This window comes from Dyella acidisoli, assembly GCF_030160295.1.
Classification (GTDB): Bacteria; Pseudomonadota; Gammaproteobacteria; order Xanthomonadales; family Rhodanobacteraceae; genus Dyella_B; species Dyella_B acidisoli.
On sequence record NZ_BSOB01000005.1, the window covers coordinates 113,123 to 136,378 of the forward strand.

General features: G+C 56.4%; 16 protein-coding genes. 8 read left to right on the forward strand and 8 right to left on the reverse strand.

Going from position 1 to position 23,256, the window contains the following annotated elements:
- The first annotated feature begins 341 nt into the window (after positions 1-341).
- Positions 342-737 carry a hypothetical protein gene (locus QQJ86_RS02485; RefSeq protein WP_284319322.1) on the forward strand — a complete coding sequence of 132 codons (396 nt, stop codon included), beginning with the start codon at positions 342-344 and terminating at the stop codon, positions 735-737.
- Between the two features lie 759 nt (positions 738-1,496).
- A complete protein-coding gene (locus QQJ86_RS02490) occupies positions 1,497-1,811 on the forward strand; it encodes a PAAR domain-containing protein (protein ID WP_284319491.1) in 315 nt (104 codons plus the stop codon).
- 4 nt (positions 1,812-1,815) lie between these two features.
- On the opposite strand, the gene QQJ86_RS02495 is transcribed toward QQJ86_RS02490, so the two are convergent.
- On the reverse strand, positions 1,816-2,361 hold the full coding sequence (locus QQJ86_RS02495; RefSeq protein ID WP_284319323.1) for a hypothetical protein: 546 nt from the start codon (positions 2,359-2,361) through the stop codon (positions 1,816-1,818).
- Positions 2,342-3,118 carry a hypothetical protein gene (locus QQJ86_RS02500; protein WP_284319324.1) on the reverse strand — a complete coding sequence of 259 codons (777 nt, stop codon included), beginning with the start codon at positions 3,116-3,118 and terminating at the stop codon, positions 2,342-2,344. Before QQJ86_RS02500 ends, QQJ86_RS02495 begins: the two co-directional genes overlap by 20 nt.
- 144 nt (positions 3,119-3,262) lie before the next feature.
- Between QQJ86_RS02500 and QQJ86_RS02505 the strand changes: the two genes are divergently transcribed.
- From QQJ86_RS02505 to QQJ86_RS02515, 3 genes are all read left to right on the forward strand, one after another.
- Positions 3,263-5,095, forward strand: a complete 1,833-nt coding sequence (locus QQJ86_RS02505; protein ID WP_284319325.1) for a type VI secretion system Vgr family protein — start codon at positions 3,263-3,265, stop codon at positions 5,093-5,095.
- A gap of 39 nt (positions 5,096-5,134) precedes the next feature.
- Positions 5,135-5,629, forward strand: a complete 495-nt coding sequence (locus tag QQJ86_RS02510; protein WP_284319326.1) for a DUF6931 family protein — start codon at positions 5,135-5,137, stop codon at positions 5,627-5,629.
- Between the two features lie 359 nt (positions 5,630-5,988).
- Positions 5,989-6,387, forward strand: coding sequence for a lysozyme inhibitor LprI family protein (locus QQJ86_RS02515; protein WP_284319327.1), 399 nt, complete (start codon positions 5,989-5,991; stop codon positions 6,385-6,387).
- 237 nt (positions 6,388-6,624) lie between these two features.
- Here QQJ86_RS02515 and QQJ86_RS02520 read toward each other — a convergent pair whose 3' ends face one another.
- The 3 genes from QQJ86_RS02520 to QQJ86_RS02530 form a co-directional block, all read right to left on the reverse strand.
- A complete protein-coding gene (locus QQJ86_RS02520) occupies positions 6,625-8,349 on the reverse strand; it encodes a cytochrome c biogenesis protein DipZ (protein WP_284319328.1) in 1,725 nt (574 codons plus the stop codon).
- Positions 8,350-8,449: 100 nt separating this feature from the next.
- Positions 8,450-9,208 carry an alpha/beta fold hydrolase gene (locus QQJ86_RS02525; protein WP_284319329.1) on the reverse strand — a complete coding sequence of 253 codons (759 nt, stop codon included), beginning with the start codon at positions 9,206-9,208 and terminating at the stop codon, positions 8,450-8,452.
- Positions 9,209-9,401: 193 nt separating this feature from the next.
- The gene (locus QQJ86_RS02530; protein ID WP_284319330.1) at positions 9,402-9,707 is read right to left on the reverse strand and encodes a putative quinol monooxygenase; all 306 of its coding nucleotides are present in this window, start codon (positions 9,705-9,707) and stop codon (positions 9,402-9,404) included.
- Between the two features lie 111 nt (positions 9,708-9,818).
- Here QQJ86_RS02530 and QQJ86_RS02535 point away from each other — a divergent pair, with 111 nt between their 5' ends.
- A complete protein-coding gene (locus QQJ86_RS02535; protein WP_284319331.1) occupies positions 9,819-10,781 on the forward strand; it encodes a GlxA family transcriptional regulator in 963 nt (320 codons plus the stop codon).
- 123 nt (positions 10,782-10,904) lie between these two features.
- Here the strand turns inward: QQJ86_RS02535 and QQJ86_RS02540 are convergent, their stop codons facing one another.
- Positions 10,905-12,122, reverse strand: coding sequence for an SGNH/GDSL hydrolase family protein (locus QQJ86_RS02540; protein WP_284319332.1), 1,218 nt, complete (start codon positions 12,120-12,122; stop codon positions 10,905-10,907).
- A gap of 981 nt (positions 12,123-13,103) precedes the next feature.
- On the opposite strand from QQJ86_RS02540, the gene QQJ86_RS02545 reads away from it, so the two are divergent.
- Entirely contained in the window at positions 13,104-14,762 is a 1,659-nt protein-coding gene (locus QQJ86_RS02545) for a hypothetical protein (protein ID WP_284319333.1), read from the forward strand.
- A gap of 621 nt (positions 14,763-15,383) precedes the next feature.
- On the opposite strand, the gene QQJ86_RS02550 is transcribed toward QQJ86_RS02545, so the two are convergent.
- On the reverse strand, positions 15,384-16,193 hold the full coding sequence (locus QQJ86_RS02550; protein WP_284319334.1) for a flavin reductase: 810 nt from the start codon (positions 16,191-16,193) through the stop codon (positions 15,384-15,386).
- A gap of 115 nt (positions 16,194-16,308) precedes the next feature.
- Positions 16,309-16,938, reverse strand: a complete 630-nt coding sequence (locus QQJ86_RS02555; RefSeq protein WP_284319335.1) for a class I SAM-dependent methyltransferase — start codon at positions 16,936-16,938, stop codon at positions 16,309-16,311.
- 555 nt (positions 16,939-17,493) lie between these two features.
- On the opposite strand from QQJ86_RS02555, the gene QQJ86_RS02560 reads away from it, so the two are divergent.
- Positions 17,494-23,256 carry a hypothetical protein gene (locus QQJ86_RS02560; RefSeq protein WP_284319336.1) on the forward strand — a complete coding sequence of 1,921 codons (5,763 nt, stop codon included), beginning with the start codon at positions 17,494-17,496 and terminating at the stop codon, positions 23,254-23,256.

Here is a 23,256-nt window from a genome sequence, read left to right on the forward strand (position 1 = left end):
AGGGTGGAGCACGCCTGAAGGAAAACACAAAGAATTGTGACGGCAAACACGACGACCCAGCGATCTGTTCGCATGCTTACGCCCCCAGGTGGACCAGCCCTTCCTCGGCTCGCGGATCGTCGTGGATTTATCACGAACTTTTCACGACTTGGTTAATTGCCCGGCACATTGATCGAAACCATGGCGATCTAATAACAAGCATAACGCTTGAAGAGCGTGCAAGAGCGGCCGATCACTCGCTCAACATTGATTGTGAAGCGCCTCTCGCGCTCCACCCCAACCTCAATGCTCACACCTTTTCGGGGTAGTATTCGCGGAATGGACCAACATGGCAGTAGTCAATGGACATGTACGACTGGGTTGATTTTGAGGGCGGCAGGGCGCGCTTTTCCGGTGGCATACGAGGTTGGGACGAGCTCGGCCATGAGACGTTTTGCGCGGAATTGAACGGTAAGTCCTGGTACGGCGAAGTCGTAAAGAATTGGGAGGGGGACGACTTCAGCTCGGAGATTCTCTCTTTCGGCTACAAGCAATCCTCCGATGTCGGCATGCCAGCGTCTGCACGGGTCGCTTTTTCGGCGTTTGATATGGAAAAGATCAAGACCATGGTGACGCGGCTGATTCATATTGTGTCCCAGTGCGATAATCCCCCGTTCGTACTTTCTCGCGGCAAGACATCCAAGTTCTCGGGGAAAGTGGTTTTTCGGGACGGCTGGATCAACACCCACGCCAATTGAAGGAACGCATAGACCAATAAGGACATGGCGACGATGATGGATTATTTGGCATCCATAGCAGAGGTATCCAAGGCTTCTTCTTTGCAGGATATTCAAAAGATTGCCGCCGATTTCCCGGCTAAAGGCACAGGCAAATGCGGCATCCTCTACAGCGGTCGCGTGGGTGATACGAATTCGGAAAAGATTGCCTTGGCCCTGGCGGACAAGACCGGATACAGCGTCATCAATAGCACCCCCAGAGCCGGCTTCCTGATGGCCGCTCAAGGGGCTATCAAGAATCGCGTGGCGAATATCCTGGAGTCGCAAGGTATGGTGCGGCCAGAGGCGGAAGCAGAGGCATCCAACTTTCTTTACGGTAGCGGTAACGCTCCAGCCGGTAGCCCTACCTCCTTGAGGGGCTGTTTGTGGGGGCAGGCATCGCATGAATTCGCATCATCCTTGAAGGGCGATGTGGTGTTGGTGGCCTCCGCCGCCAGCCCGGATCGCGTTTTCGGTCAGGTCGAAGTGCCTGCCGTTTTGAACGACAGCCATGTGGCCAGCTTGGGCAAGCAACCGGTAGCGGATTTGCGGGCAGCGAATGCGCAAGGCGGTACCAAGGCGGTATTGTCGAAGGTTCAAACAGCATTCGTTCGCGCAGCACCCCGCGGTATTTTCAACGCCAAAAGTGGGTCAGGCGTAGTTCTATCCAAAGAGGTCGCCGACGCATTGGGCGTCGATTCGTCCCCTATGCCAAGTTTGTCCGACGCGCTTTCTTCCGGCATGACGCTGGCCCCGATCGGCATGGGGCGCCCCGCCGCGCGCCTGACCGATATGCATACCTGCCCTATGACCACAGGGCCGGTGCCGCACGTCGGAGGTCCGATCTGCGCCCCCGGCGCGCCCAAGGTATTGATCGGTGGCCTGCCCGCGGCACGTGTTGGAGATATGGCGATATGCATCGGGCCGCCGGATTCCCTATCGGCGGGCTCATCAAAAGTGAAAATCGGCGGCCAACAGGCTGCGCGATTAGGGGATGCTACGGAACACGGGGGCGTGGTCGTGCTTGGATGCTTTACGGTGCTGTTGGGTGGTTAAGCCGTTACCGGTTGACCTCGTCCAGCAAAGCCTTTGCCGGAACCTGCATGGTCATCGAGTAATAGGGTGCGTATCCGGTGATGGTCATGACCACCTTGCATGGAATGCTGGAGCGACCTGCAAGCAAACTGTTGACGTCGGTCTTGCTTAAAGCATGATCGGATGTACCCTCATCCAGCGTCTCGCTGAAAGTCAGCTCAGATGAATAAGCGAATGAGGGCTGCTGTCCTTTCTCCGCATGGTCTGCCGATTCGGTGATGCCTCGCATGAACCGTCGCAAGGAGAACGCGTGATCGATGGAGAAATCAGTATCTCCATCGAGGGAGCAGATCAGCCAATGTCCCACGACTGGCAACTTGTCGGTATAGGATGCAGCAAGAAAGCCGGTGTTTGAATTGAACGTGAGCTTGTATGCATAGCGCGTCTTTTCAAATCGAACGAAGCTCACGGCTGCCGGTGGCTCTTGCAGGTGCTTGACGCAGCCCGCGCAGCTCAGCATCAGCGGCAGTAACAGTAACCTTTTCATGCGATCACTCATCGGAGTCGGCATTCGTCGGAGCTCCGTTCGTGTTGCTGCGAATGGACATGTACATCATGCCCGCCACCGACTTTCCATCGCCGGCGGTGGTGTTGAACAACCCTCCGGCGTCAGCGTGATGTGTATTGGAATCTACATTGATATCGGGTCCGGACGGTATCACCCAGCGCACGCCAAAATCCGCAACGTCATCTGATGAATCGGAGGTTGCCGGCGTCGCATGGACGTTGATCCAGAATTTGGCTTTGGGCGTGGTTTCCGGATGGAAAGGAATGGCGGAAAAGAGCTCGACCAGAAAACCTTTGCCCACCGGATCAAGCGTCACCAGCATCTGGACGTTGTAGCCCGCATCGACAAGCTTCCTCGAAAGATGCGCCCCGTTCCAGCCGCCCAGGCTGTGCCCGACGATATACACGGGGTTGGACTTCGTGGGAATGACATCGATGACAAACTTTTTTATGTCTGAGTCGTTGTGTATTTGGTAATACCCAAGGTCATACGAGATATAGAGGTCTTTGCTTTTGAGGCCACCTTCCCAATTATCGAGAATGGTTTTGGGTACCTCGATATTGTGATAAGGCCCTGCGCCGTAATAAGACTCCTTATCGCCTGCGCCTCCAATAAAGAACGCTATGACCTTTTGCGACTCCGCCGGTGCACCAGTACCAGTCGTTGAACCGCTTACCTCATACCTGGGATCAAACTCGCGCATATTGTTTTGCCATCCTTGTGCCATTGTTGTGGGCCTTTTGGGAAAAGGCGAAAACATGTCCACTCATCGTACGTCGGCGCCGAACCCCATATGCCTCTCAAGCACCGACTCCCCTTGCCGGGTATGGTAGTGGTCCCATTGAAAAATGCTACCATCCGATCACTTTAGGGATGATATCTATTTTACAAGGAGCGTAGCCGCATGACCGTAGCCATGACGATCACCTCGGCCAAGTGCGACGACCTGTATTTCATTGAATTGAACGCGGAAGAACAACTGGGCGAACTCTTCAAATTTCGCGTCAAGTTTGAATCCCAGGACTCGAATATCGACCTCAGCGCACTGCTCGGTTCGCCGATGACTGTGACGTTGACCACAGAAAACGGCTTCATCCGCTATTTCAACGGTATTGTCTGCGAGGCGGCGCAAACCGGCGTCTCGTCGATCGAAAATCTGGTGTATGCGCAATATTCCGTCACGCTGGTGCCTAAACTCTGGCTGCTGGGGCAGATGGTGGATTGTCGCATTTTCACCAACATGACCACGTCGGACATTATCAAGCAGCTGTTGACCGAGTCCGGCTATAGCGACATCAAGCTGAGCCTTACCGGCAATTACACCCCACGCGAGTATTGCGTGCAGTACCGCGAAGATTGCCTGAGCTTTGTCCATCGTCTCATGGAGCAGGACGGCATCTATTACTACTTCACCCATGACGAGAGCACGCACACCATGGTGCTGGCTGATAGCCTGGGTGCGCATTCTGCGACAGACGGTTTCGCCTTGGTGCCTTATGCGTCCCAGGTCGATAGCGTGCTGCGTAAACAGGCGACGATCAGCAGCTTCGCTTCGGCGCGTGGCGTGGATGCGGCCACCTTCAAGCTGACCGACTACAACCCTTTGAAGCCGAAGGCATCGTTACTCTCGTCGGATACCACCGAGGGCCATCAGCCGGAGATCAACTACAGCGTATTTGATTTCCCGGGCGCACACGGTGACACGGCCCTGGGCCAGCACTATGCCAACGTGCGTGCCGAAGCGTTTACCGCTTCCCGCTCGAAATACATGGCGAGGACCGAGGCTTGCAGTGCGCAGATAGGCGGCCTTTTCACGCTGACCCATTTCCCGCGTCTGGAACTCAATCAGGAATATCTGATCATTGGCACAAAGACGTATATGCATGGCGGTGGCCGTGCTTCGGGTAGTGGTAGCTCGCAGTCCTTCCAATGCTATTTCGACGCGCTCGAAAGTCGCATTCCTTTTCGCAAGGAAATCGAGACCGAAAAGCCGAAGATCGTTGGCCTGCAGACCGCGGTGGTCACCGGCAGCAAAACCGATGAGGACATCGCGGTCGATCAATACGGCCGAGTGGAGGTCACTTTCCACTGGAACACGCCGGATAAGAAAAATGCCAAATGCTCCTGCCCGGTGCGCGTGGCGACGTCTTGGGCTGGCAAGAATTGGGGCGCCATCAGCATTCCACGCGTAGGCCAGGAAGTTGTGGTGAGTTTTCTGGAGGGCGACCCGGAACGCCCATTGATTATCGGCAGCGTCTACAACGCAAGCAACATGCCACCATACAGCCTGCCCGATAACAAGACACGCAGCGGCGTCATCAGCCGCAGTCTGCTAGGCACGGCAGCAGATGCCAATGAATTGCGTTTTGAAGACAAGAAAGGAAGCGAAGATTTCTTCATGCATGCACAGAAAGACATGCATCAAGAGGTTGAAAACGATCTGGTGGTAACGATCGACCACAACGAAACAGTCACTATCAAGAACGACCGTTCGCATTCGATAGGCAACAACGATACACAGAACATCAAGCAGAACTACACCTTGACCGCGGGCTCGCAGCTTCAGCTGGTTTGCGGCTCGGCAAGCATCACCCTGAAAAGCAGCGGCGAGGTCGAGATCAACGGTGTCAATCTCACGATCAACGGGCAATCGCAGGTTGGCATCAAAGGGGCAATGACCAGCATCGAGGGCAGCGGTGAGATGCAGGTTTCCGGTGGCCTCATCATGATCGGTTGAGCACGTTCCATGCTAACGGTCATGCAAGGAGCGCTGGATATGGAACTCTCCGCGCCTGCTTTGGGTTGCCTCCAATCCGGCATGGCTCCACGGCCCGCCGTGCGCACTTTGCTCGATCGCGGGCATAGTTTTGATGCCTTGAAGCTGATAGCGCGACTATTGCCAAAGATCTACGTGGTGGCCTGGTTATGCGATTGCACGCGCGACATTCCGCTCGAATGGAATGATCGGGCTGGTGTGGTCCTGGCGAATGCGTGGGTGCGCGAGCCGAATGAAACGCATCGTTATGCAGCGCTGAATTTCTGGACGGCGGACCAAAAACGCACCCTTGGTGCCTGGTTGGCCGCTGCGACGGGCTGGTCCGGTGGCAGCATGACGCCGCCTGGGGCAGCGGCAGTGCCGCCGCCGGACCAAATGACCGCGCTGGCGGCCATGGCCGTCATCAACAAATTGTCCATGTTGGATAGCGCAGCCTTTGAGCGCCGTCGCGAAGCTTTTGTAGAGCGAGTCATTCATTTGTTGCCTGATGCGTAGCTGCTCAATCAAATCGCTCGCATCCTGAGCCCTCTGCGAGTGAGTCAGGGGCTAGGGTTCATCCTAGTGGGCAGGGGTTTGCCCTGATGCTTCAATAAGAAACACGATCCAACCATGTGGAGATGGCAGACATGATCCCTCGCGTCTCTGCAGACATTCAACCATTTTCGGAGGTGCGCCATGATTAATACCGATGATCTGAAGCACTTTTTCGGATTGTTTATCAGCTGGCTATTGCCGTAAGCCTCGTATTGAGGTTGTCGTGCGTGCCCTTCGGGGCGCGCATTTTTTTGAGCGAAAAATGGTCCGCTATCAGTTGGCCACGCCTTGCCTCACTCAGAAAGACTCAAGAGATCGCTATGATGTTCCGCAAATCATCTCTCGTTTTTTGCACCGTCATCTGTATCGCCGCATTTCATGCAAGCGCACAGGAGAGTGCGGAGTTCAGCGCATGCCTGGATCAAGCCGCTGGCGCTTCCGGGGCAATGTTGGAATGCCATAAGGCTGAAGTCGGCAGATGGGACCCGAGACTGAATGCGGCCTATCAGACCCTTCTGCATAGGTACAAGGATAAGGAGCGGGCTCAATTGCAACAAGAACAGAGAGCATGGCTCAAGCATCATTTGAGCGAGACCCACCGCCTGGCTGCACAACCGGAGGATATTGGGGACGCTGCATTCTTACAGTCGGAGAGTTTTGAGTTGGATGACTTGATCAAGCGAACGTTGGCGCTTGAGAAGCTCGTCAACGAGAAGTGATCTGATGCGGGTACCCAGGCATTGCGAATACCGAGCCGTACCTTCACCGCCGTCTCCTGTCATGCGCAGGCGTGGCCGAAGTCACAAGTTTTGAGTTTGCATCACTAAAAATCTTCATCGCCAAGTTATAGCGATTAGGGACTGTTATCGAGGCTCAACTCCTCCTCCGACCCTGGAAGTCGGTTCTAAATACCGACTGCAGCGCTGGATGGGCCGCCCTGATATACATAACGAGATTCAGCCGAAGGTAAAGGCATAAGCCAGCACGCCAGGATCGAGGAAGGTGATTTCGAACGTGTGCTCATCACCGCTGCCATGGGCTTGTCGCACGAGCTGGTAGAGGCGTTGCGCAGTGACGGTGCCGTTACCATCCGCATCAATGTCTACGCCATGGTCGACACCGGGCGCCTTGTCGTCGATCAGCACGCGAAAACGCACGGGCTTAGCGCCATCGCTAGGTCCCAGCACCAGGTGCAAGTCGCGACCACGGAAGCGATAGACGATGCGTCCGTTGGCGCTGTCGAGCTGCGCATTTTCTTCGCTCACTATCCAGCGTCCATCGAGCGCCCACTGATTGGCTATCAGTGTCTGAGGTGCGTGATACGCCGAGCTGCTGTCTTGCACGATCTGGCCACCGGTAAAGTTCTGGGCACGCGCATAGCCAAGGTAGGTTTCCGGCGAGCGCGTGGCAACGCCAGAGCCAGTAGCTTCTGCACCTTGTGCATTCGGCTCCACATAGCCGCCAGGCAGGTTCTTTTGACCTGCCTCGGTGAGCAGCTGTCGGATCACGTCTTCGCTCTCGTTGTATCCACCTTCGCCAAAATGGTGATGGCGGATACGTCCCTGCGTGTCGATGAAATAGTGCGCGGGCCAGTACTCGTTGTCGAAGCCCTTCCAGATGGCGTAGTGGTTGTCGAGTGCGACTGGGTAGTCGACGCCGAGGTCTTTTACGGCGTTGATAACGTTGTGCGGATCTTTCTCGAAGGCGAACTCCGGCGCGTGCACGCCGATCACTAGCAGGCCGTAATCTTTGTACTTGTCTGCCCAGCTACGCACATAAGGCAGTGCGCGAATGCAGTTGATGCAGGAGTAGGTCCAGAAGTCGACCAGTACTACTTTGCCGCGCAGCAATTGCGCCGTGAGCGGAGGGCTGTTGAGCCATTGGCTAGCGCCATCAAGCGAGGGCAGCTCACCTTCCACCGGTAGTGGCGTGCCGGCTTTGACGACGGCTTGCGCGGGAGGGGCAGGGTGCGCGGCATCGATCAGCTTCTGTTCGATGCTGCTAGTGCTCGCCAGTGATACGCGAGTCAGTAATCCAGTATCCAGCCCCAGTGCGATGGCGACGACGCCGGCCAACACCAACGCACCCAGCACGCGACGCACCCATTCACCTGCACCGAGTGAGCGCTTCATCAAAGCGAATACTCGTCCACCAACGACGAGCGCCAGCGCAAGCGATGTCGCAGCACCTGCGGCATAGGTGAGCAGCAAGAAGGTGGTCTGAACACTGGCTCCGTTGAGCGCCGCGCCGGTGAGCAATAGACCCAGGATCGGACCTGCGCACGGCGCCCACAGCAATCCTGTGGCTACGCCAAGCCCCGCCGCCGAGAGCACCGAATCATTCTCGCCGTTGCCGCCTTGAGAGAGCTTGTTGCCAAGCGTTACGAATGGACGGCTAATCCATTCGGCGAAGTGATTGGAAAGCAAGGTGAGGCCAAGCACGGCGAGCACAGCCAAGGCGACGATGCGGCCATATTGATTGGCGTGAACCGCCCAGCCGCCACCCACGGCAGCCAGCGTGGCGACCACTGCGAAAGTGAGCGCCATACCCACCAGCATGGGCAGCCCGTTGCGTACGAACGGACGGTCCGCACGCGCGAAGACGAAGGGCAGTACCGGCAGGATGCACGGACTGAGAATGGTCAGTGCACCGCCGAGGTAAGCAAGGATAAGTAAGAGCATGCTGGCGACATCCGAGGTGGATTCATGGAGCGATTTGCGCGGCTTATAAGTGCGCATCTGCGACGGGGACGGACATGCCCCCATCGCAGACGATCAGTAATCAGTTGATCTGCTTTGCGGCAGCCTCGATCACGCGAGCGATGGCAGCCGGCTTAGAGATAAAAGCAGCATGACTTCCTGCAACTTCGGTGACCTTGGCACCCGAACGTTGATACATCCAGCGTTGCAACTGGGGACTGACGACACGATCCTCGGTGGTCAGGATGGCGTAGCTGGGCTTGGTGCGCCATGCCGCCACGGAGATAGGCGTGCCCATCGCTTTCTGCGCGAGCGGCTGTTGTGAATCCGCCAGGAACTGCGCCTCTGCTGCGGGAAGATCCGCTGCATAGGTCGCACGGAATTTCGCTGCGGGGATATAGAAGTACTGGTCCGGAGTTGCGCGCATCGCGTCGTTTGGCGCGGCGAACTTCGACAGCAGTTGACCACCGGCTTCACCCGCATCGGGTTGGAGTGCGGAGACATAGACGAGTGCACTGACTTTCGGATCGGCACCTGCTTCCGTGATCACCGAGCCGCCATAGCTATGGCCGACCAGTACAACAGGGCCATTCTGTTGATCCAAAACGCGCTTGGTGGCATCGACGTCTTCGGCAAGTCCAGTGAGTGGCTCCTGCACGATGGTTACGTGGAAACCATCCTTGGTCAGGATGTCGTGAACGGCACGCCAGCCGGAGCCGTCCACCAGTGCACCATGAACAATGACGATATCTTTTGCAGCCGGCTGCGGTGCGGCGTGTACAACCGTGCCGCCCAGTGCGAGCAGAACGGCAACGGCGATCTTCTTTCGTAGTGTGAGCATTTCAATCTCCAAAAGTGTTTTGGTTTGCTCGACGTTGTGATTCAGCTAATGGCTGTTCGGCAAACATGGAGCAGTAGTGGTTGTGTGTAAAAGAGCGCCCCGGTACCCGTGCTTGTCCGGCCAGCTCGAACTGGCCGTGTCATGCGGACGCTTTGGTTGCGTTTGTGCGCAGGCGTACCGGGGTGCAAAGACATCAGGGCAGTTCGTTCTTCATCGCCAGGACGTCGATCGGTTCCACCGACGGTGCGTTGGCTAGCAATTCGCTGGCACGCGACATCAAGGCCTTGGCCATATCGCCGTTCAGATGCGCTTGACGGTTGGCTTCATTTGCAAAGGCATCGAAGACGCCAAACGTCGTAGGCGACAACTTGATGGCGAACCAAATCGGCGTTCCCGCCTCTCGATTCGTCAATTCCAGGCCGGCAGCAAGGAAGTCTGCAACCGCCTGCTCTTTGCCCGGCTTCGCTTCGAGCCGGACGAACAATCCGCATTTGACCATCGTCGTTTCTCCAGTATTTGGCTTGGGTGGGCTGCGCAGTGGGCGAAACTTTACAAACGAGGTCCCCGGGCAGATACTGACTCGATTGACATCTTTGATATCGATCGTGCCATGCGTATTTACATACTTGCCCTGGAGGGCATGTTCGACACCGGTCTGGCGACGGTGCTCGACGCACTGACGACGGCCAACACACTCGCGCAATGGACGGGCATGTCTACGCCGGGTTTTGACGTCACCGTGATGGGAGTGCGTCCCCAAGTGCACACCGCGCTCGGGCTGCAGGTGCCAGTGCACGAAATTGCTGACGCGCCGATCCCCGATTGGGTCATCGTGCCGGCGCTCGCCGACATCGTGCCCGAGCGATTGTTACCTACGCTTGCACGCGATGATGTTGTGGATGCGCTTGACGTCCTGCGTCGATGGCGCGATGCAGGTGCTCGTCTTGCGGCAGCGTGTACCGGTACTTTCATACTGGCCGAAAGCGGTCTGCTCGATGGACGCGAAGCCACGACAACCTGGTGGCTCACGCCAGTGTTCCGTCAGCGCTATCCGGATGTACACCTGGATGTGCATCGCCTTGTCGTGCCAAGTGGCATGATGGTGACGGCGGGTGCGGCGCTCAGTCATCTCGACCTTGCGCTTTGGTTGATTCGCAACAACAGCCCTGAACTTGCGGCGCTCGTCGCCAAATATCTTGTATTCGATACGCGACTGTCGCAGTCGGGTTATGTGATTTCCGATCACGTCGCCCATTCCGATCCTTTGATCGAGCGTTTCGACCGTTGGGTACGGGAACATCTCGACTCGACACTCGCGCTCGATTCGATTGCTGAAGCGCTAGGAACCAGCAAGCGCACGTTGTCACGACGTCTCGATAGCGTGCTAGGCAAGACGCCGGTTGAATACATTCAAGATTTGCGCATCGAACGTGCTGTCCATTTGCTGAAAACCAGCAAGCACAGTGTCGATCAGATTGCCGAACAGATTGGTTATGCGGACGGCGTGACGCTGCGCACGCTGCTGCGCCGGCGGCTTGGAAAAGGTATACGAGAGTTACGGCCGCGGGAGTGAAATTCCAACGCATCTTGGGGTTCCACGCGTTCCAGCCCTAAAGGCCGCACCTATGGCGAGCAGGGCGGTCGCCGCCAAAACAGGCGCCGCCCTCCATCATCAGTCGCTGGTTGCTGTCGAGTATCAGTCTTCGAGCACACCAAGGTCGATGGAGTTCGCCATCGCCTGGTATCCAATGTCGTTGGGATGCAAATGATCGCCGCTGTCGTAAGCGGGCAATAGGGTGGTGGGATTGGACGGGTCTCGCACGATCTGGTCGAAATCGAGTACGCCGTCGGCGCCGTTCGCCGAGCGCACGAAGGCGTTCACGGCCTCGCGCTTCATTTCCCCTGCGGCGTCGTAATACGAGGCGCCGTTGTAAGGGGTGATTGTTCCCAGGTAAATCTTGATCCCGCTAGCTTTCGCCTGAGCGATGGTGGCCTGCATGGCCGCGATGATCTGATCGGCGGAAACGTTTTGCTGCGGAATGAGCTCGCCGATGCCGATGTCGTTGATGCCCAGCAGGATCATGACGTGGGTCGCGCCCGAAACACCGGCAACATCGTGGGCGAATCGCGTCACGCCGGCAGGGCCGACGCCGTCGTAGATCCAGCGGTTACCGGCGATGGCGGCATTGACTACGCTCGCACGGCCGAGGTCCTCAGCAGCGGCCTGTACGCGATTGTCGAGGAGGTTGGGCCAGCGATGGTTGGTATCCGGGGTGGAACCGTATCCGTCGGTAATCGAGTCGCCGAACGCCACGACCACCTTGTACGGATGCGCCGCCTGGTCGGTAACGCTGGCAGATGCATCGGCTGTCGATGCGTCAACTTCGCTGAGCCAGTAGTACATGCTCGTTGTCGTGGCATTGCCCATCACAACGGCACCCGCCTGATCGCCCGGTGAGAGGTAATTGGTTTGCATACCTATCGTGTGAGTGGTGACGACGGGCGTGTTCAGTGGAACGTACAGGCTGATTGCCAGATCCGATTGCGTCGGTACTTGCAGGTAGACCGGGTCGCTCCATCGCTCTTCGCCGGGCGCGAGCGTTACGGTGCTGTTGCCGCCGAATCGAAGCGTGTGATCGGTAGCGAGGTCGACGCCACCGTTGCCCGTGCTGCGTGCAATCCGGGCTTCGCCGAACGTGACGGGTGTGGTCCCGAAGAAATTGGACAGCTTGACGCGGATCAGGCTGCCGCCATGCGATGTGTGGACAATCTGGCGAATTGACTGGTTTGAGATGGCGAGAGGCGGAACGGTGACGCCGGGGTAAAGGATGTTGTAGTTCTGCGGCGCCGCATACCAGGTTGCGAACCACGGTGGTTGAACGCAGGCTGCCGACAAAAGCACAGCCAACGCCATGACGGCGATGACTCTTCCGAGTAAATAAAAGGTGCGAGTGCCTCTCTGGGATACGCGCTTACTCATAACCATTTCTCCTGTGTGGTGGTTTGCACGTGTGTTACTGAGGGCGTTTCGACTTAGGAGCAGGCAAAAGGTGGCAAGCCGCCCGGGCGGGCGGAGACGCGAAAACGTTCTTGAATACGTGTGGGGAGCGAGCGTTCTATCGCCAGTCGTGCGGTGAATTCGTTATGAAAGGTGGTGTCAAGGCGCTAGCCGGGCGCCCCGATTTCAATCCTGCAATAGCGATCACCTTTGCAGCGCACAGCAAAGGTGAAGTGCACGTGTAGCGACTCAGCGGTAACCCTTGAACTGGAATCGCAAATCATTGCTTCATAACCAGTTGGGACGCCGCATCGTCATAACATCAGCTTCGACTAGAAAGATCCAATTGACCAAAACATCGCAAAGCCAATCGAACGTGCTGAGTGCCTGCGCGTAAAACAGTTTGATCACTCATGGCAGATCTGAGGAGCAGGGCGATTAGATTGGGTTATCGAGGGCAGGGCAGACTGAGTCCTCTACATGCGATGCTGGGGTTCGTATACGCTGAAGAGGCAGGCCATGCCAACGTGGACCTGAGGCTTGTCGCGTGACATGGGTTTGTAGACATTTCATGCAAGCGCGCAGGAGAGCGCGGAGTTCAGCGCATGCCTGGATCAAGCACAGTGCCCAAGTTTTTCTGGCCACATTTTCCAATGGCAATGGTACAAGCAGTGCCTGCTTTGCTATGACGTCCAGCACTGGCTCGAAGCTACATTCCAATCTACCTTGCAGCGCCATCTGCTTCAACTTTTCGTGCCGAGTAACTCAAGTTTTTTGCGGTTCTTCCCCACAATTACGCATTACGACTCACTTTCAATTTGCTATGTGCAGTTGGAGGAATAAATGCAGTCGACAAAGGTCGTCGAATCACTTCTCTCAGGCTCGGCGTGGACGCGCTTGATCGCGCCATGGATCTTCGTTCTTGTGCCATCGCAGGCCTTTGCTGATATCCATAGTGAGCAGGCCAAGCCGATAAAGTCGGCGGGGCACATGATGGCTATGGCTTCCGCCAACCCCGTGCCGGCGGCGACAACTCTTTTAACGGGTTACGGCACCGGTGGATTTGCGGTGAAAACCTCGAGTCAGGAAGCCCAGGCCTATTTCAATAACGGGATGCAGCTCGCACATGCTTTCGCGCATAAGGCGGCTATCGCAGCGTTTCGGCGCGCCGAGCAACTCGACCCTCAATGCGCCATGTGCGCATGGGGAGAAGCGTGGGCTCGCGGACCTACGATTAACTATCCGATCAGCGAAACGGTTCAAGCGCAATTGGCCAGCCTTGCTGATCATGCCGCTGCGCTCGCGAAAGACAATTCGCCCAAGGAGCAGGCGCTGATTGCCGCCCTGCAAAAGCGCTATCACCAAGGTGGCGGCAAAGGTCCGGGCGATATGGCGTTTGCGCAAGCCATGGATACCTTGTACGAGTCCAATCCTTCAGATGATGAGATCGCGGTCATAACGGCCGACGCCTGGATGATCCCTGCTGCGCAGGAAGGTAACCGCGACCATCTGGATCGATCCGTGCAGATTCTCGAAAACGTGCTGCATCGGGCGCCCGACAACAGCGCCGCGATCCATTTTTATATTCATGCGACGGAAATGGACGGGGTTGCGGGAGAGGCGCTTCCCTATGCAGAGAAATTGCCCGGGCTGGCGCCAGCAGCAAGTCACCTCATTCATATGCCATCTCATACATATTTTTGGGTGGGGCAATATCGCGCCGCAGAGAATGCGAATCTCGAAGCCGTGAAAATCGATAGTGAAAATGCAATGCGATTGAAGCCAAGGGGTGGCGTCTTTGGGCTCCCTTATCACGGACACAACGTGCAGTATGGCGAGGCGGCAACGTTGATTGATGGCGATGCAAAAGAAGGGCTCGCACTGGCGACGGCACAGTTGCAGCAAGTGTCGGCGTCCAATGCTTCAAGCTTCCTCCATCAATTTGAGTTCGTCACCGCCTATTTCGTCTTCGGGCGATTTGCCTCGCCGCAAACGGTGGCGTCCCTGCCTCCGCCGGACAAAACACTCCCGTATGCGCTAGCCATGTGGCATTACGCGAGAGGGGAGTCCGATGCGCGAAACGGCGACGCCCTGGGCGTTCAACGAGAAGCCCAAAAAATCGCGATCGATCACGCCGATCTCGCCAAATTCGGGGACTCCGCTGCGCAAGTGGAATCGATGGTCGATATAGCACGACTGGTTTTACAGGGCCGCGTTGCGATGATCGAGAAGCGGTGGAGCGACGCCGAAGCCGACTATCGCAAAGCGGCAGATATCCAGGATGCGAAGCTAGGGGCATTCACCGATCCGCCGACCTGGTGGTATCCCATACGCAGAAGTGTTGCCGCTGCGCTGCTGGCCAAAGGCGATCCGATAGCCGCAGAGGTCGAGGTAAACGAGGCGCTCCTGCACTGGCCGTTGGATCCTCAGAGCCTGAAAATCTTGGCGGACTGCCAGCAAGCCACGGGGCATTTGGAAGAAGCAAAACACCAAAATGCGCTTGCCCATAACAACTGGCTTGGCGATGCCGCTGCCTTGCCGATTGCGCTGCTTTAGTCAGGGAAAAGTAGCCTGCGAAATCCCAGATGCTGACAGGGTGTAGAACCAATGCCGCTGCGGCCCAAACCAAGAACCTGAAATCAAGAAGCTCCAGGGGCAACAACGTCCGATCGGACATTGCATCACTAAAGATGCGAGCGGTGGGTCATGAATAGCTTATTGACTTTATTAACCTTTGATGCGTTCGTGTCGCAACTTTACTCCGCAGGGCTAACCAGAAAAGTTGAGAGTTTTTCAGGCAAACCACAAAATTTGTGATTTTTTTCGTTGTGATTAGGGAGCGTTATCGCGGGTAGGGTAGCCAAATGCTTTTCGGTAAAAGTGACATGGTTACTAGAACATGTTGGAGCGAAAAGAATCAGTGCCTGGCGTGCCCTCCAGGCGTGCACACTTTTTGTGTGCCGGATGAGTTCTGTTCTATCCGGGTGTTTCCGTTTGCATGAAGCCCTGCCTATTGATCACGCAGTCGCCTAGGGACTAACGTAACTTACGAGAGCACAGCAACTTGCGGAAGATTGAGTGCTGCTGACGCTTTGAGCTGATAGCACCTGAGTTATGGTTGTGCAGGCTCTCAACGATCTTCAGTCGCCTCGTCGTGATTCCAGCGCCCTATACGAGTTAAACCTCCGCAAACGCCATATCCTGCCTTTGGCGATAAATTTGATGAAAACCTGCCGTGTGGTGCAGTTGCGCACCTTCCGCCCAGTGCTCGTCGGAAACGACGTGGCCAAGGAAAAAAGTGTGCAAGCCGATCACCTGACTGTGCACGATGTTCAACTCTTGAATACGTAGTGCTTCGACGACGGCGGGAATACCGAATTCCTTCGACGGTCGAATAGGAAATGGAAGTGCGTTCCAATCTTGAAGGGGCTCTTTGTGGTGCACAGAGAGCTTGTAAACGATCCCTTTCATGGCAGCGGGGACATTGGACAACACAACCCGGCGAACCTCGCGCATCACTGGCTCCGACACGTTGGTGCTACGTAGTGCGAAGGAAAAAAGTCCGCTCCGTTTCAGCGGGCCAATCAAATCCATCGGGAAGATATTTTGCTGACCGGGCGCGTCGACGGAGACGAGAACGACCGGCCGCGGGCACAGGTAAGCGACCATGAGCTGTTGCGCCGCCAAAGGGGCCATATTCAGGTGATTCGACGCACGGTTCTTCAGCATGCTTCGATTCTGAAGCCACGTGTTCCATGAGCGCCGCGGCCACGCAAGACAATGATGCTCACCGGCTTCAACGTGGTAGATGGCAACCGATGCATCTTGGATAGCAATAAGGGCTGTCCGCGACAACCGCAAAAGGCCGAGCAACTTTCCCGTGGCGTTATCGTTATACTCAAGCATCACCTGCTCGCTGGCATCAAAACTGATCGCAATCATGAGCGGATTGAGCGACGCCACCGTGTGATCAGTCGTGACATCCATCGACTGTCCATCCCAATGCAGGGTCGCAGTCACTGCATGCGACGGAGGCACAATAGCAACCGGCGACCATTGCGGTAGGGGGCGAACGAACGGCCTTATCCAATCTTTCCACATGTCAGATGCGCCGGAATAGCAGGAACATATAGAGCTGAGTGGCCAGCCCGAAGCCGCGCGGAGTGAGGCGTTCCAGTTGGAAATAGGGTTCTGCGGCACGCGCTACGGCACCCGGCGTAAAACGGTGGATACGGCTTTCGCTGTCGATGGCGTAATGGCCGCGTAGCAGAAGATTAAGGAGATTCGCCCGCCACCATGCGTAACGCGCATCGCTTAGGTAATAAGGGTTGAGCATACTAGTCAGCACAAAGCCGCCTCGATGAACTACGCGCGACAACTCTTCGAAAAGCAGTGCGTGGCTCTCGAAATGATTGAGCACCGCAAAGTTCGCGATAACACCTTGAACCTTGCAAGCAAGCGGCGATGGTACGGCGACGATGCTTTTGCGTTCGATTTCGTCGCTGCAATACTTTGCCAGATACTCACCCATTGCCTCCGACGGCTCATAAACGAAAGTACGATGACCTTTGGCGGCAAAGGCCTTGGCATCGATACCGGTCCCGGCGCCAAAGTCGAGCACATCCGCCCCCTCAGGCAGCAGATCCAATGCCATCTTCTGAAACCTGCCGCGTACCAGAAGATCACGCTGCGAGGTCAGAATGAAGTTGTGATACTGCTCTCCAGTGTGCATGTCGTCGATTGCCTTCTGACAGACGTGTTTCCAATTTGATGGCCGTGGCTACCTGACACCTCAGATTTGTGCCAAGTGTTAAACAACCTTCAAGCAAAGGCGCAAAAGGGTCTTGCGCGGATGAGTGCCGCCTAACTTGTGAAAGGTTGTATTGAGTTTGAAATCGGTTCGCCAAGCTGTGAGAGATTTCGGCATGGCCTATTTTGTAATGGCAACGATTCGCGCCTTGCGTCAACGACTACGTAGTCTATGGTGTCGGAGACGTACTAGATGATCTTATCGAAGCGGCCAAGTCATCTCGGGACAGGTTTTGCAATCATGATGACATTGAGCAATAGGTCTCGAGGCGTTACCCTCCGGTGCGCTCTCGTGTGCCTGGTACGTCGAAGATGTGACTTTCGCTGAAGTCTGTCTCGATGATAGTTCGCGTACTGTCATGCAACCAGCTGATTGGAAGCGAAGCTTCGTCAAGATGCGCTAATTAAGAGGAAACAAGTGATGCTTGGATGCCGGCATAGGATCTGCCGTAGTGTGTTTGCGTGCCTAAGTTTGTTGGTGACTTGGACAGCCTGGTCGCAAACCGTGACGCCAGAAAGCGAGTTCAAACAGCTTATCCGCGTTAATGAGGATATTCATCCACTTGGAGAGAATCCGTTTGGCGAGAACGTAAGCCTGTACAACGGCAGCCTCTCGTTTCAGGAAACGGACATCGATTTAGCCGGGACAGGGCCGCGGCTGCAATTAGTACGCACGTTTGCCGTGGCGGATACTGCCGATCCTTACAATCGCGCCTTTGTCGATTGGCGGCTCGAGTTGCCTCATATCGAGACGTTGGTTGCGGATGCGGACACATTCTTCTCCAGTTCAACAGACCGTTGCAGTAATTTCCGCGCAGCTCCCACGATCACCGTGACATCGGGTTCGTCAACGCAGCCGAACTTCTATTTTGCGGGTAACTGGTGGCGTGGCTACCAGTTGATTGTTCCAGGTCAGGGGAGCCAGGATCTTCTAAAGCGCGATGCGGCCGGCAATGCACTTTCTCCGCAGATGACGGCGGCCGATGGCTCCCCGATGAGCTTCGGCATTGTCACCAAGCAGCACTGGCAGGTGAGTTGCCTGGCCAAAACATCCAACGGGATGCCGGGCGAAGGTTTCCTGGTGGTATCTCCGGCAGGCGAAAAATACTGGATGGATTGGCTGGTTTTGCAATCAGCCAAGAACGTCGGCTTCGCCCAGCCGGGATTCGGCGGCATGGCTCGGCACGTTGCGATGATGATGGTGTCGCGTGAAGAGGATCGTTTCGGCAATAGCCTCTCCTACAGCTACGACGGCAATGGCAACCTCACCGCCATTCAAGCCAGTGATGGTCGCGGACTATCGTTGAGCTACGAATTCTGGCAAGGGCCGGACATGACCTCGCCGACCACGAGGATCCATAGCGTTACCTTGCAACCATCTAATGCCGCAGCCCGAACCTGGGTCTACGGCTATGCAAATACCCCAGTACGCCTAGCAAGTGTGACGCTGCCCAATGGTTCGTCCTGGTCATTCAACCTAGGGAGCTTTCGCGCATCTAGCGAAAGCGTCATGATCCTTTATGACGCCTATGATGGTTGTCATTTCGATCTGCACCCTGAGGCCGCGGTCACCGCAACGGGTACCATCACGCATCCTTCTGGCTTGACCGGCACGTTTACTACTCAAACTACGATCCGCGGACGTTCATACGTTCCGCGCGCTTGCGACGTAACCAGTAGCGGTCATACCTACCTGGAACAACCGGACGTTTACGCCTCGACGGCATTGGTAAGCAAGCAATTCTCCGGTGCAGGGCTATCAGGCTCGCCAACCTGGACATACGCGTATTCTCCGGCCAACGCAAGCTGGGGCAGTGATTGTGCAAGCGGCTGCGCGACAACAGCCTGGACGGATGTTACCGATCCTTCTGGCAACAGTACCCGTTACACCTTTAGCAATCGCTACGACGCAACGGAGAGCCAATTACTTTCCACTAGCCTTTATTCGGGAGGCATCAGTGGAAGTCCGGTACGCAGCGAAACCCTTGGCTATGCACCTACCACTACGGGGCCGTGGCCAACGCATCTTGGCAGCACCCTTCTGACCAACATGAATGCGGCACAGTTGGAGCAGCTATCTCCTCAGAATCTTCGCGTGATTCAGCAGGATGGTGACACCTATACCTGGCAGGTCCAAACCTTCGACGCTTACGCACACCCCAGTCAGGTGGTGCGTTCCAACTCGATTGCAGGCCAAAGTGCCATTACCAAGAAGACGACGTATCTCAACGACCTACCACACTGGGTGCTTGGCTTGCTGCAGGAAACCGATAACCTCAGCACCGGCGAAGTCGAAACTCTCGATACGTACAATCTGACCAACGTAACCTTGCAATCGCGTGCGCGATTCGGCCAAGTGCTGATGAGTTATGCGTTCAACGGCGCCGGCCAGCTGGCCAGTTTCACCGACGGCAATAGCCATACGACCAGCTTAAGCAACTACAAGCGCGGCATTCCGCAATCGATCGGCTACCCGGACGGCACGTCGGAAAGCCTCGCCGTCGACGATTTTGGTCAGATCACTGCCGTCACTGACCAAGCTGGCCATACCACCAACTACAACTACGATGCGATTGGTCGCGTGACACAGGTCGCTTATCCCAGCGGGGACAGCGTGGCTTGGTATACCAAGCAAATCGCGTACAACTACGCCACTAGTGCCGAGCGAGGGGTTGCCGGCGGTCACTGGGACCGCACCATCACCATCGGCAATGCAAAGACGGTAACGTACTTTGATGCCATGTTGCGCCCAGTGCTTACCGATGCATCTAGCGGCAGTGCAGACATTACTACAACAGGTACGTATGACTGGCGCGACCAAGCCACGTTCACCTCCTACCCAGTAACCGGGTCACCTGATATTGGAAGTGTCACCTCTGGTACGCATCACGGTTATGACTCTCTGGGACGGGAAACGCAAACCCAGGCTGACAGTGAACTGGGCGCGCTCACCACAGCTACGGTCTATCTGGCTGGCGCGGGCGAGCAAATCACGGATCCGAAGGGCAATGTCACAACGACCTATTTCCAGGTGTTCGACGAGCCCACTTACAACAATCCTATCCGCGTGAATGCACCAGCGGGCATTACACAAAGCATTGCTCGCGATCTGTATGGCGACCCCACAACCATTACGCAATTCGGCACCTACGGTAGCGAAAACGACAGCGTCACCAAAACGCTGGTGTACGACACCTATCATCGCGTGTGCCGCACCACCGAACCGGAGAGTGGTAGCACGGTGATGGCCTATGACGCGGCCAACAATCTTGTCTGGAGTGCGGAAGGTTTAAGTATTTCGGGAAGCGGCTGCGGCCAGGATCAGGTGGCTTCCACGGCGCAGACGGCGCGCACGTATGATGCCATGAACCGGGTCCTGACTATCGCGCCACCGACTGGCACGCAAAGCACGATCTACACCTACGATGCGCTCGGCAACGTCAAGACTGCTGTCTCCGACATCGCCACTCAAACCTTTAACTACAACACGCGCAATCTGCTTACAAGCCAAACTCTGTCCATTGCAGGCACCAGCTACAACTGGGGCATTGGCTACAACTACGATGGCTACGCTCACCTCAATGCTGTCGGTTATCCAGCTTCCAATGGCCTTAGCGAAGGCGTGGCTTACAATCCCGATGCGCTAGGCCGTGCTACGCAGGTGGGGAGCTATGCCAGCGGCATTACGTACTTCGCTAATGGGCAGGTGGCTGGCTTCAACTTCGCCAATGGTGCAAGTTACGTGGCCCAGCAGAATGGGCGACAGCTGCTCAACAACTTCAGCTACGGTATTGGCAGCGCGCTCAATCTCAGCGAAGACCTGAGCTACGACAGCAACGGCAACATCACCAACGTCAACGACTTGGTGAACGGCCAACGTACCAAAGCATTCGGCTATGACGCACTGAACCGCCTCACCAGTGCGACGGCAAACAATCTATACGGCACGGAAAGCTACACCTACGACGCTCTCAACAACTTGCGTAGCCGTCTTACCGGCGGCAACACATTGACTTTTAACTATGACGCTGCCAATCACTTGGCGAACGTCATGCAGGCCGGCAGCACGGTGACCAGCTACGGTTACGACGTGCAAGGCAACCGTAACCGTCTTTCCAGCAACGGCACCACCACGCAGTACAACTTCGACGCAGAAAATCGATTGCTGCAGATCCCCGGCCTCGAAAACTACTCGTATGACGCCAGCGGACGGCGTGTCGCCAAAACCACAGCCGGTGATAGTGCGACGTATTACTTCTACGATCAGGCCGGGCAGTTGATGTTTCAGTACAACCCGGCCACCTATCTCGCTACTAATTACATCTACCTGGGGCGACAACTGATCGCTAAGAACGTAACGGACGTGAGCGTGCTGACGGCAGCACAGGTGAACGTCTCGGTGGCCTTGGTCGGTGTGCCAAGTCTGTCGGCTGATGGTCAGCAACTCATTGCCACCATCGATATCAGCAATCACGGTAGCGCTACGTTGACCTCGTCGGGGCCACATCCCGTGCACCTGGGCACCCATCTGGTGGACGGTTCCGGCAACATCCTGGTGAACGACCTTACACGCGCCAATATTCCAGATATTGCACCTGGCGCTCATGCGGCCGTCACTATCACTGTTCCGGCCAACCAAGTGCTCGGCACAGGCAAATCCATCCAGTATCTGCCGGTGCAGGAAGGTGTTGCCTGGTTCAACGCCTGGGGTACGCAGCCGGTAACGCTCGGGCCGTTTACCACATGCAGTGCAAGCAATAGCACTGGACTTTGCAATACCAGCAATCGTTTTACTGCCGGCCAAGTCAATGTCGCGTTGAGTCTGACCAGTGGTCCGACGCTGTCTGCAGATGGCCAGACGCTGACTAGCGTGATCGATATCAGCAATCTAGGCATGATCACGCTGAGTTCCTCGGGTACGTATCCCGTGCACCTGGGCAGCCGTCTCATTGATGCATCAGGAAACTCCCCAGCGAACGATGTCAGCACACGTTCCAATATTCCGGACATCGCACCGGGCACGCACACGGCCGTCACCATCACGATGCCAAGCAACGGCGTGCTTGGTACCGGCAACAGCATTTTGTATGTGCCTGTGCAAGAAGGCCTCGCGTGGTTCACGGACTATGGCACCACACCGATCAAGATCGCGCCGCTGGTGAATGTAAATGCGCCAATCAGTAGCTTCACTGGCAGCTTTAGCGTCAACTGGGGCGGTGTCGCTGGTGCCGCAACGTACAACCTGCAAGAGCAGGTCGACAGCGGCAATTGGTCGACTGTGCAGGCCAGCAGCGCAACGAGCTGGAGTACCAGCGGCCGCGGCAATGGAACGTATGGATATCGCGTACAGGCGTGCGGCAGCGGCGGATGCGGGCCATGGAGTACCGTTCAAAAAACGGGTGTGCTGTTACCGCCTCCAGCCCCAGCCAGCATCAGCACGCCAGTCAGCAGCTTCAATGGCAGCTTCAGCGTGAGCTGGAGCAGCGTAACTACACCCGCTACGGTGCAATACATCCTGCAGGAACAGGTCGATAACGGTGCTTGGACGACGGTGCAAGCCAGCAGTGTCACGAGTTGGTCCACTAGCGGCCGAGGTAACGGCACCTACCACTATCGTGTGCAAGCCTGCAATGCTGCTGGATGCAGCAACTGGAGCAGTACGGCCAGTGTAGGTGTGTTGTTGCCACCGAGCAGCGCACCGACCTTGAGCGTGCCCGGTAATAGCTACAACGGCAGTTACACCGTTAGCTGGAGCAGCGTAAGCACCCCGGCTGCCGTGCAATACACCTTGCAAGAGCAGGCAAACGGTGGAGGCTGGGCCACGGTGCAGTCAAACAGTGCAACAAGCTGGTCCACCAGTGGGAGAGGGAATGGCACGTACGGTTATCGCGTGCAGGCCTGTAACGTGGCCGGATGCGGCCCGTGGAGTAGCACCGCCAATATCACGGTGATTTTGCCTCCCAGCAGCGCACCCAGTGGATTGTCTGTCAGTGCGTCAGGTCCATCCTCTAACACCTTCGTGACGGTCACTTGGAATCAAGTTGCTACGGCCACTCAATATAACGTTGAGCAGACGAACCCCGGCAACGTGGTGAGTATGCCCTACAGCGGCAATTCCACGGGATTCGGCCAGGTAATGAGGGTCAACGGCACAGTGAAGTTCCGAGTTCAAGCCTGCAACGCGGGCGGGTGCTCCGGCTGGAGCGGATATGTCTCCATCTTGCTTGCCTCAGGGAATTGA

Coding starts and splice junctions, on each gene's coding strand:
- QQJ86_RS02495 (WP_284319323.1), bottom strand. CDS start 2,361: ATGCCGACTCCGATGAGTGATCGCATGAAAAGGTTACTGTTACTGCCG.
- QQJ86_RS02500 (WP_284319324.1), bottom strand. CDS start 3,118: ATGTTTTCGCCTTTTCCCAAAAGGCCCACAACAATGGCACAAGGATGG.
- QQJ86_RS02525 (WP_284319329.1), bottom strand. CDS start 9,208: ATGCTCACACTACGAAAGAAGATCGCCGTTGCCGTTCTGCTCGCACTG.
- QQJ86_RS02515 (WP_284319327.1), top strand. CDS start 5,989: ATGATGTTCCGCAAATCATCTCTCGTTTTTTGCACCGTCATCTGTATC.
- QQJ86_RS02530 (WP_284319330.1), bottom strand. CDS start 9,707: ATGGTCAAATGCGGATTGTTCGTCCGGCTCGAAGCGAAGCCGGGCAAA.
- QQJ86_RS02505 (WP_284319325.1), top strand. CDS start 3,263: ATGACCGTAGCCATGACGATCACCTCGGCCAAGTGCGACGACCTGTAT.
- QQJ86_RS02510 (WP_284319326.1), top strand. CDS start 5,135: ATGGAACTCTCCGCGCCTGCTTTGGGTTGCCTCCAATCCGGCATGGCT.
- QQJ86_RS02490 (WP_284319491.1), top strand. CDS start 1,497: ATGACGCTGGCCCCGATCGGCATGGGGCGCCCCGCCGCGCGCCTGACC.
- QQJ86_RS02555 (WP_284319335.1), bottom strand. CDS start 16,938: ATGCACACTGGAGAGCAGTATCACAACTTCATTCTGACCTCGCAGCGT.
- QQJ86_RS02485 (WP_284319322.1), top strand. CDS start 342: ATGGACATGTACGACTGGGTTGATTTTGAGGGCGGCAGGGCGCGCTTT.
- QQJ86_RS02540 (WP_284319332.1), bottom strand. CDS start 12,122: ATGGCGTTGGCTGTGCTTTTGTCGGCAGCCTGCGTTCAACCACCGTGG.
- QQJ86_RS02535 (WP_284319331.1), top strand. CDS start 9,819: ATGCGTATTTACATACTTGCCCTGGAGGGCATGTTCGACACCGGTCTG.
- QQJ86_RS02520 (WP_284319328.1), bottom strand. CDS start 8,349: ATGCTCTTACTTATCCTTGCTTACCTCGGCGGTGCACTGACCATTCTC.
- QQJ86_RS02550 (WP_284319334.1), bottom strand. CDS start 16,193: ATGGATGTCACGACTGATCACACGGTGGCGTCGCTCAATCCGCTCATG.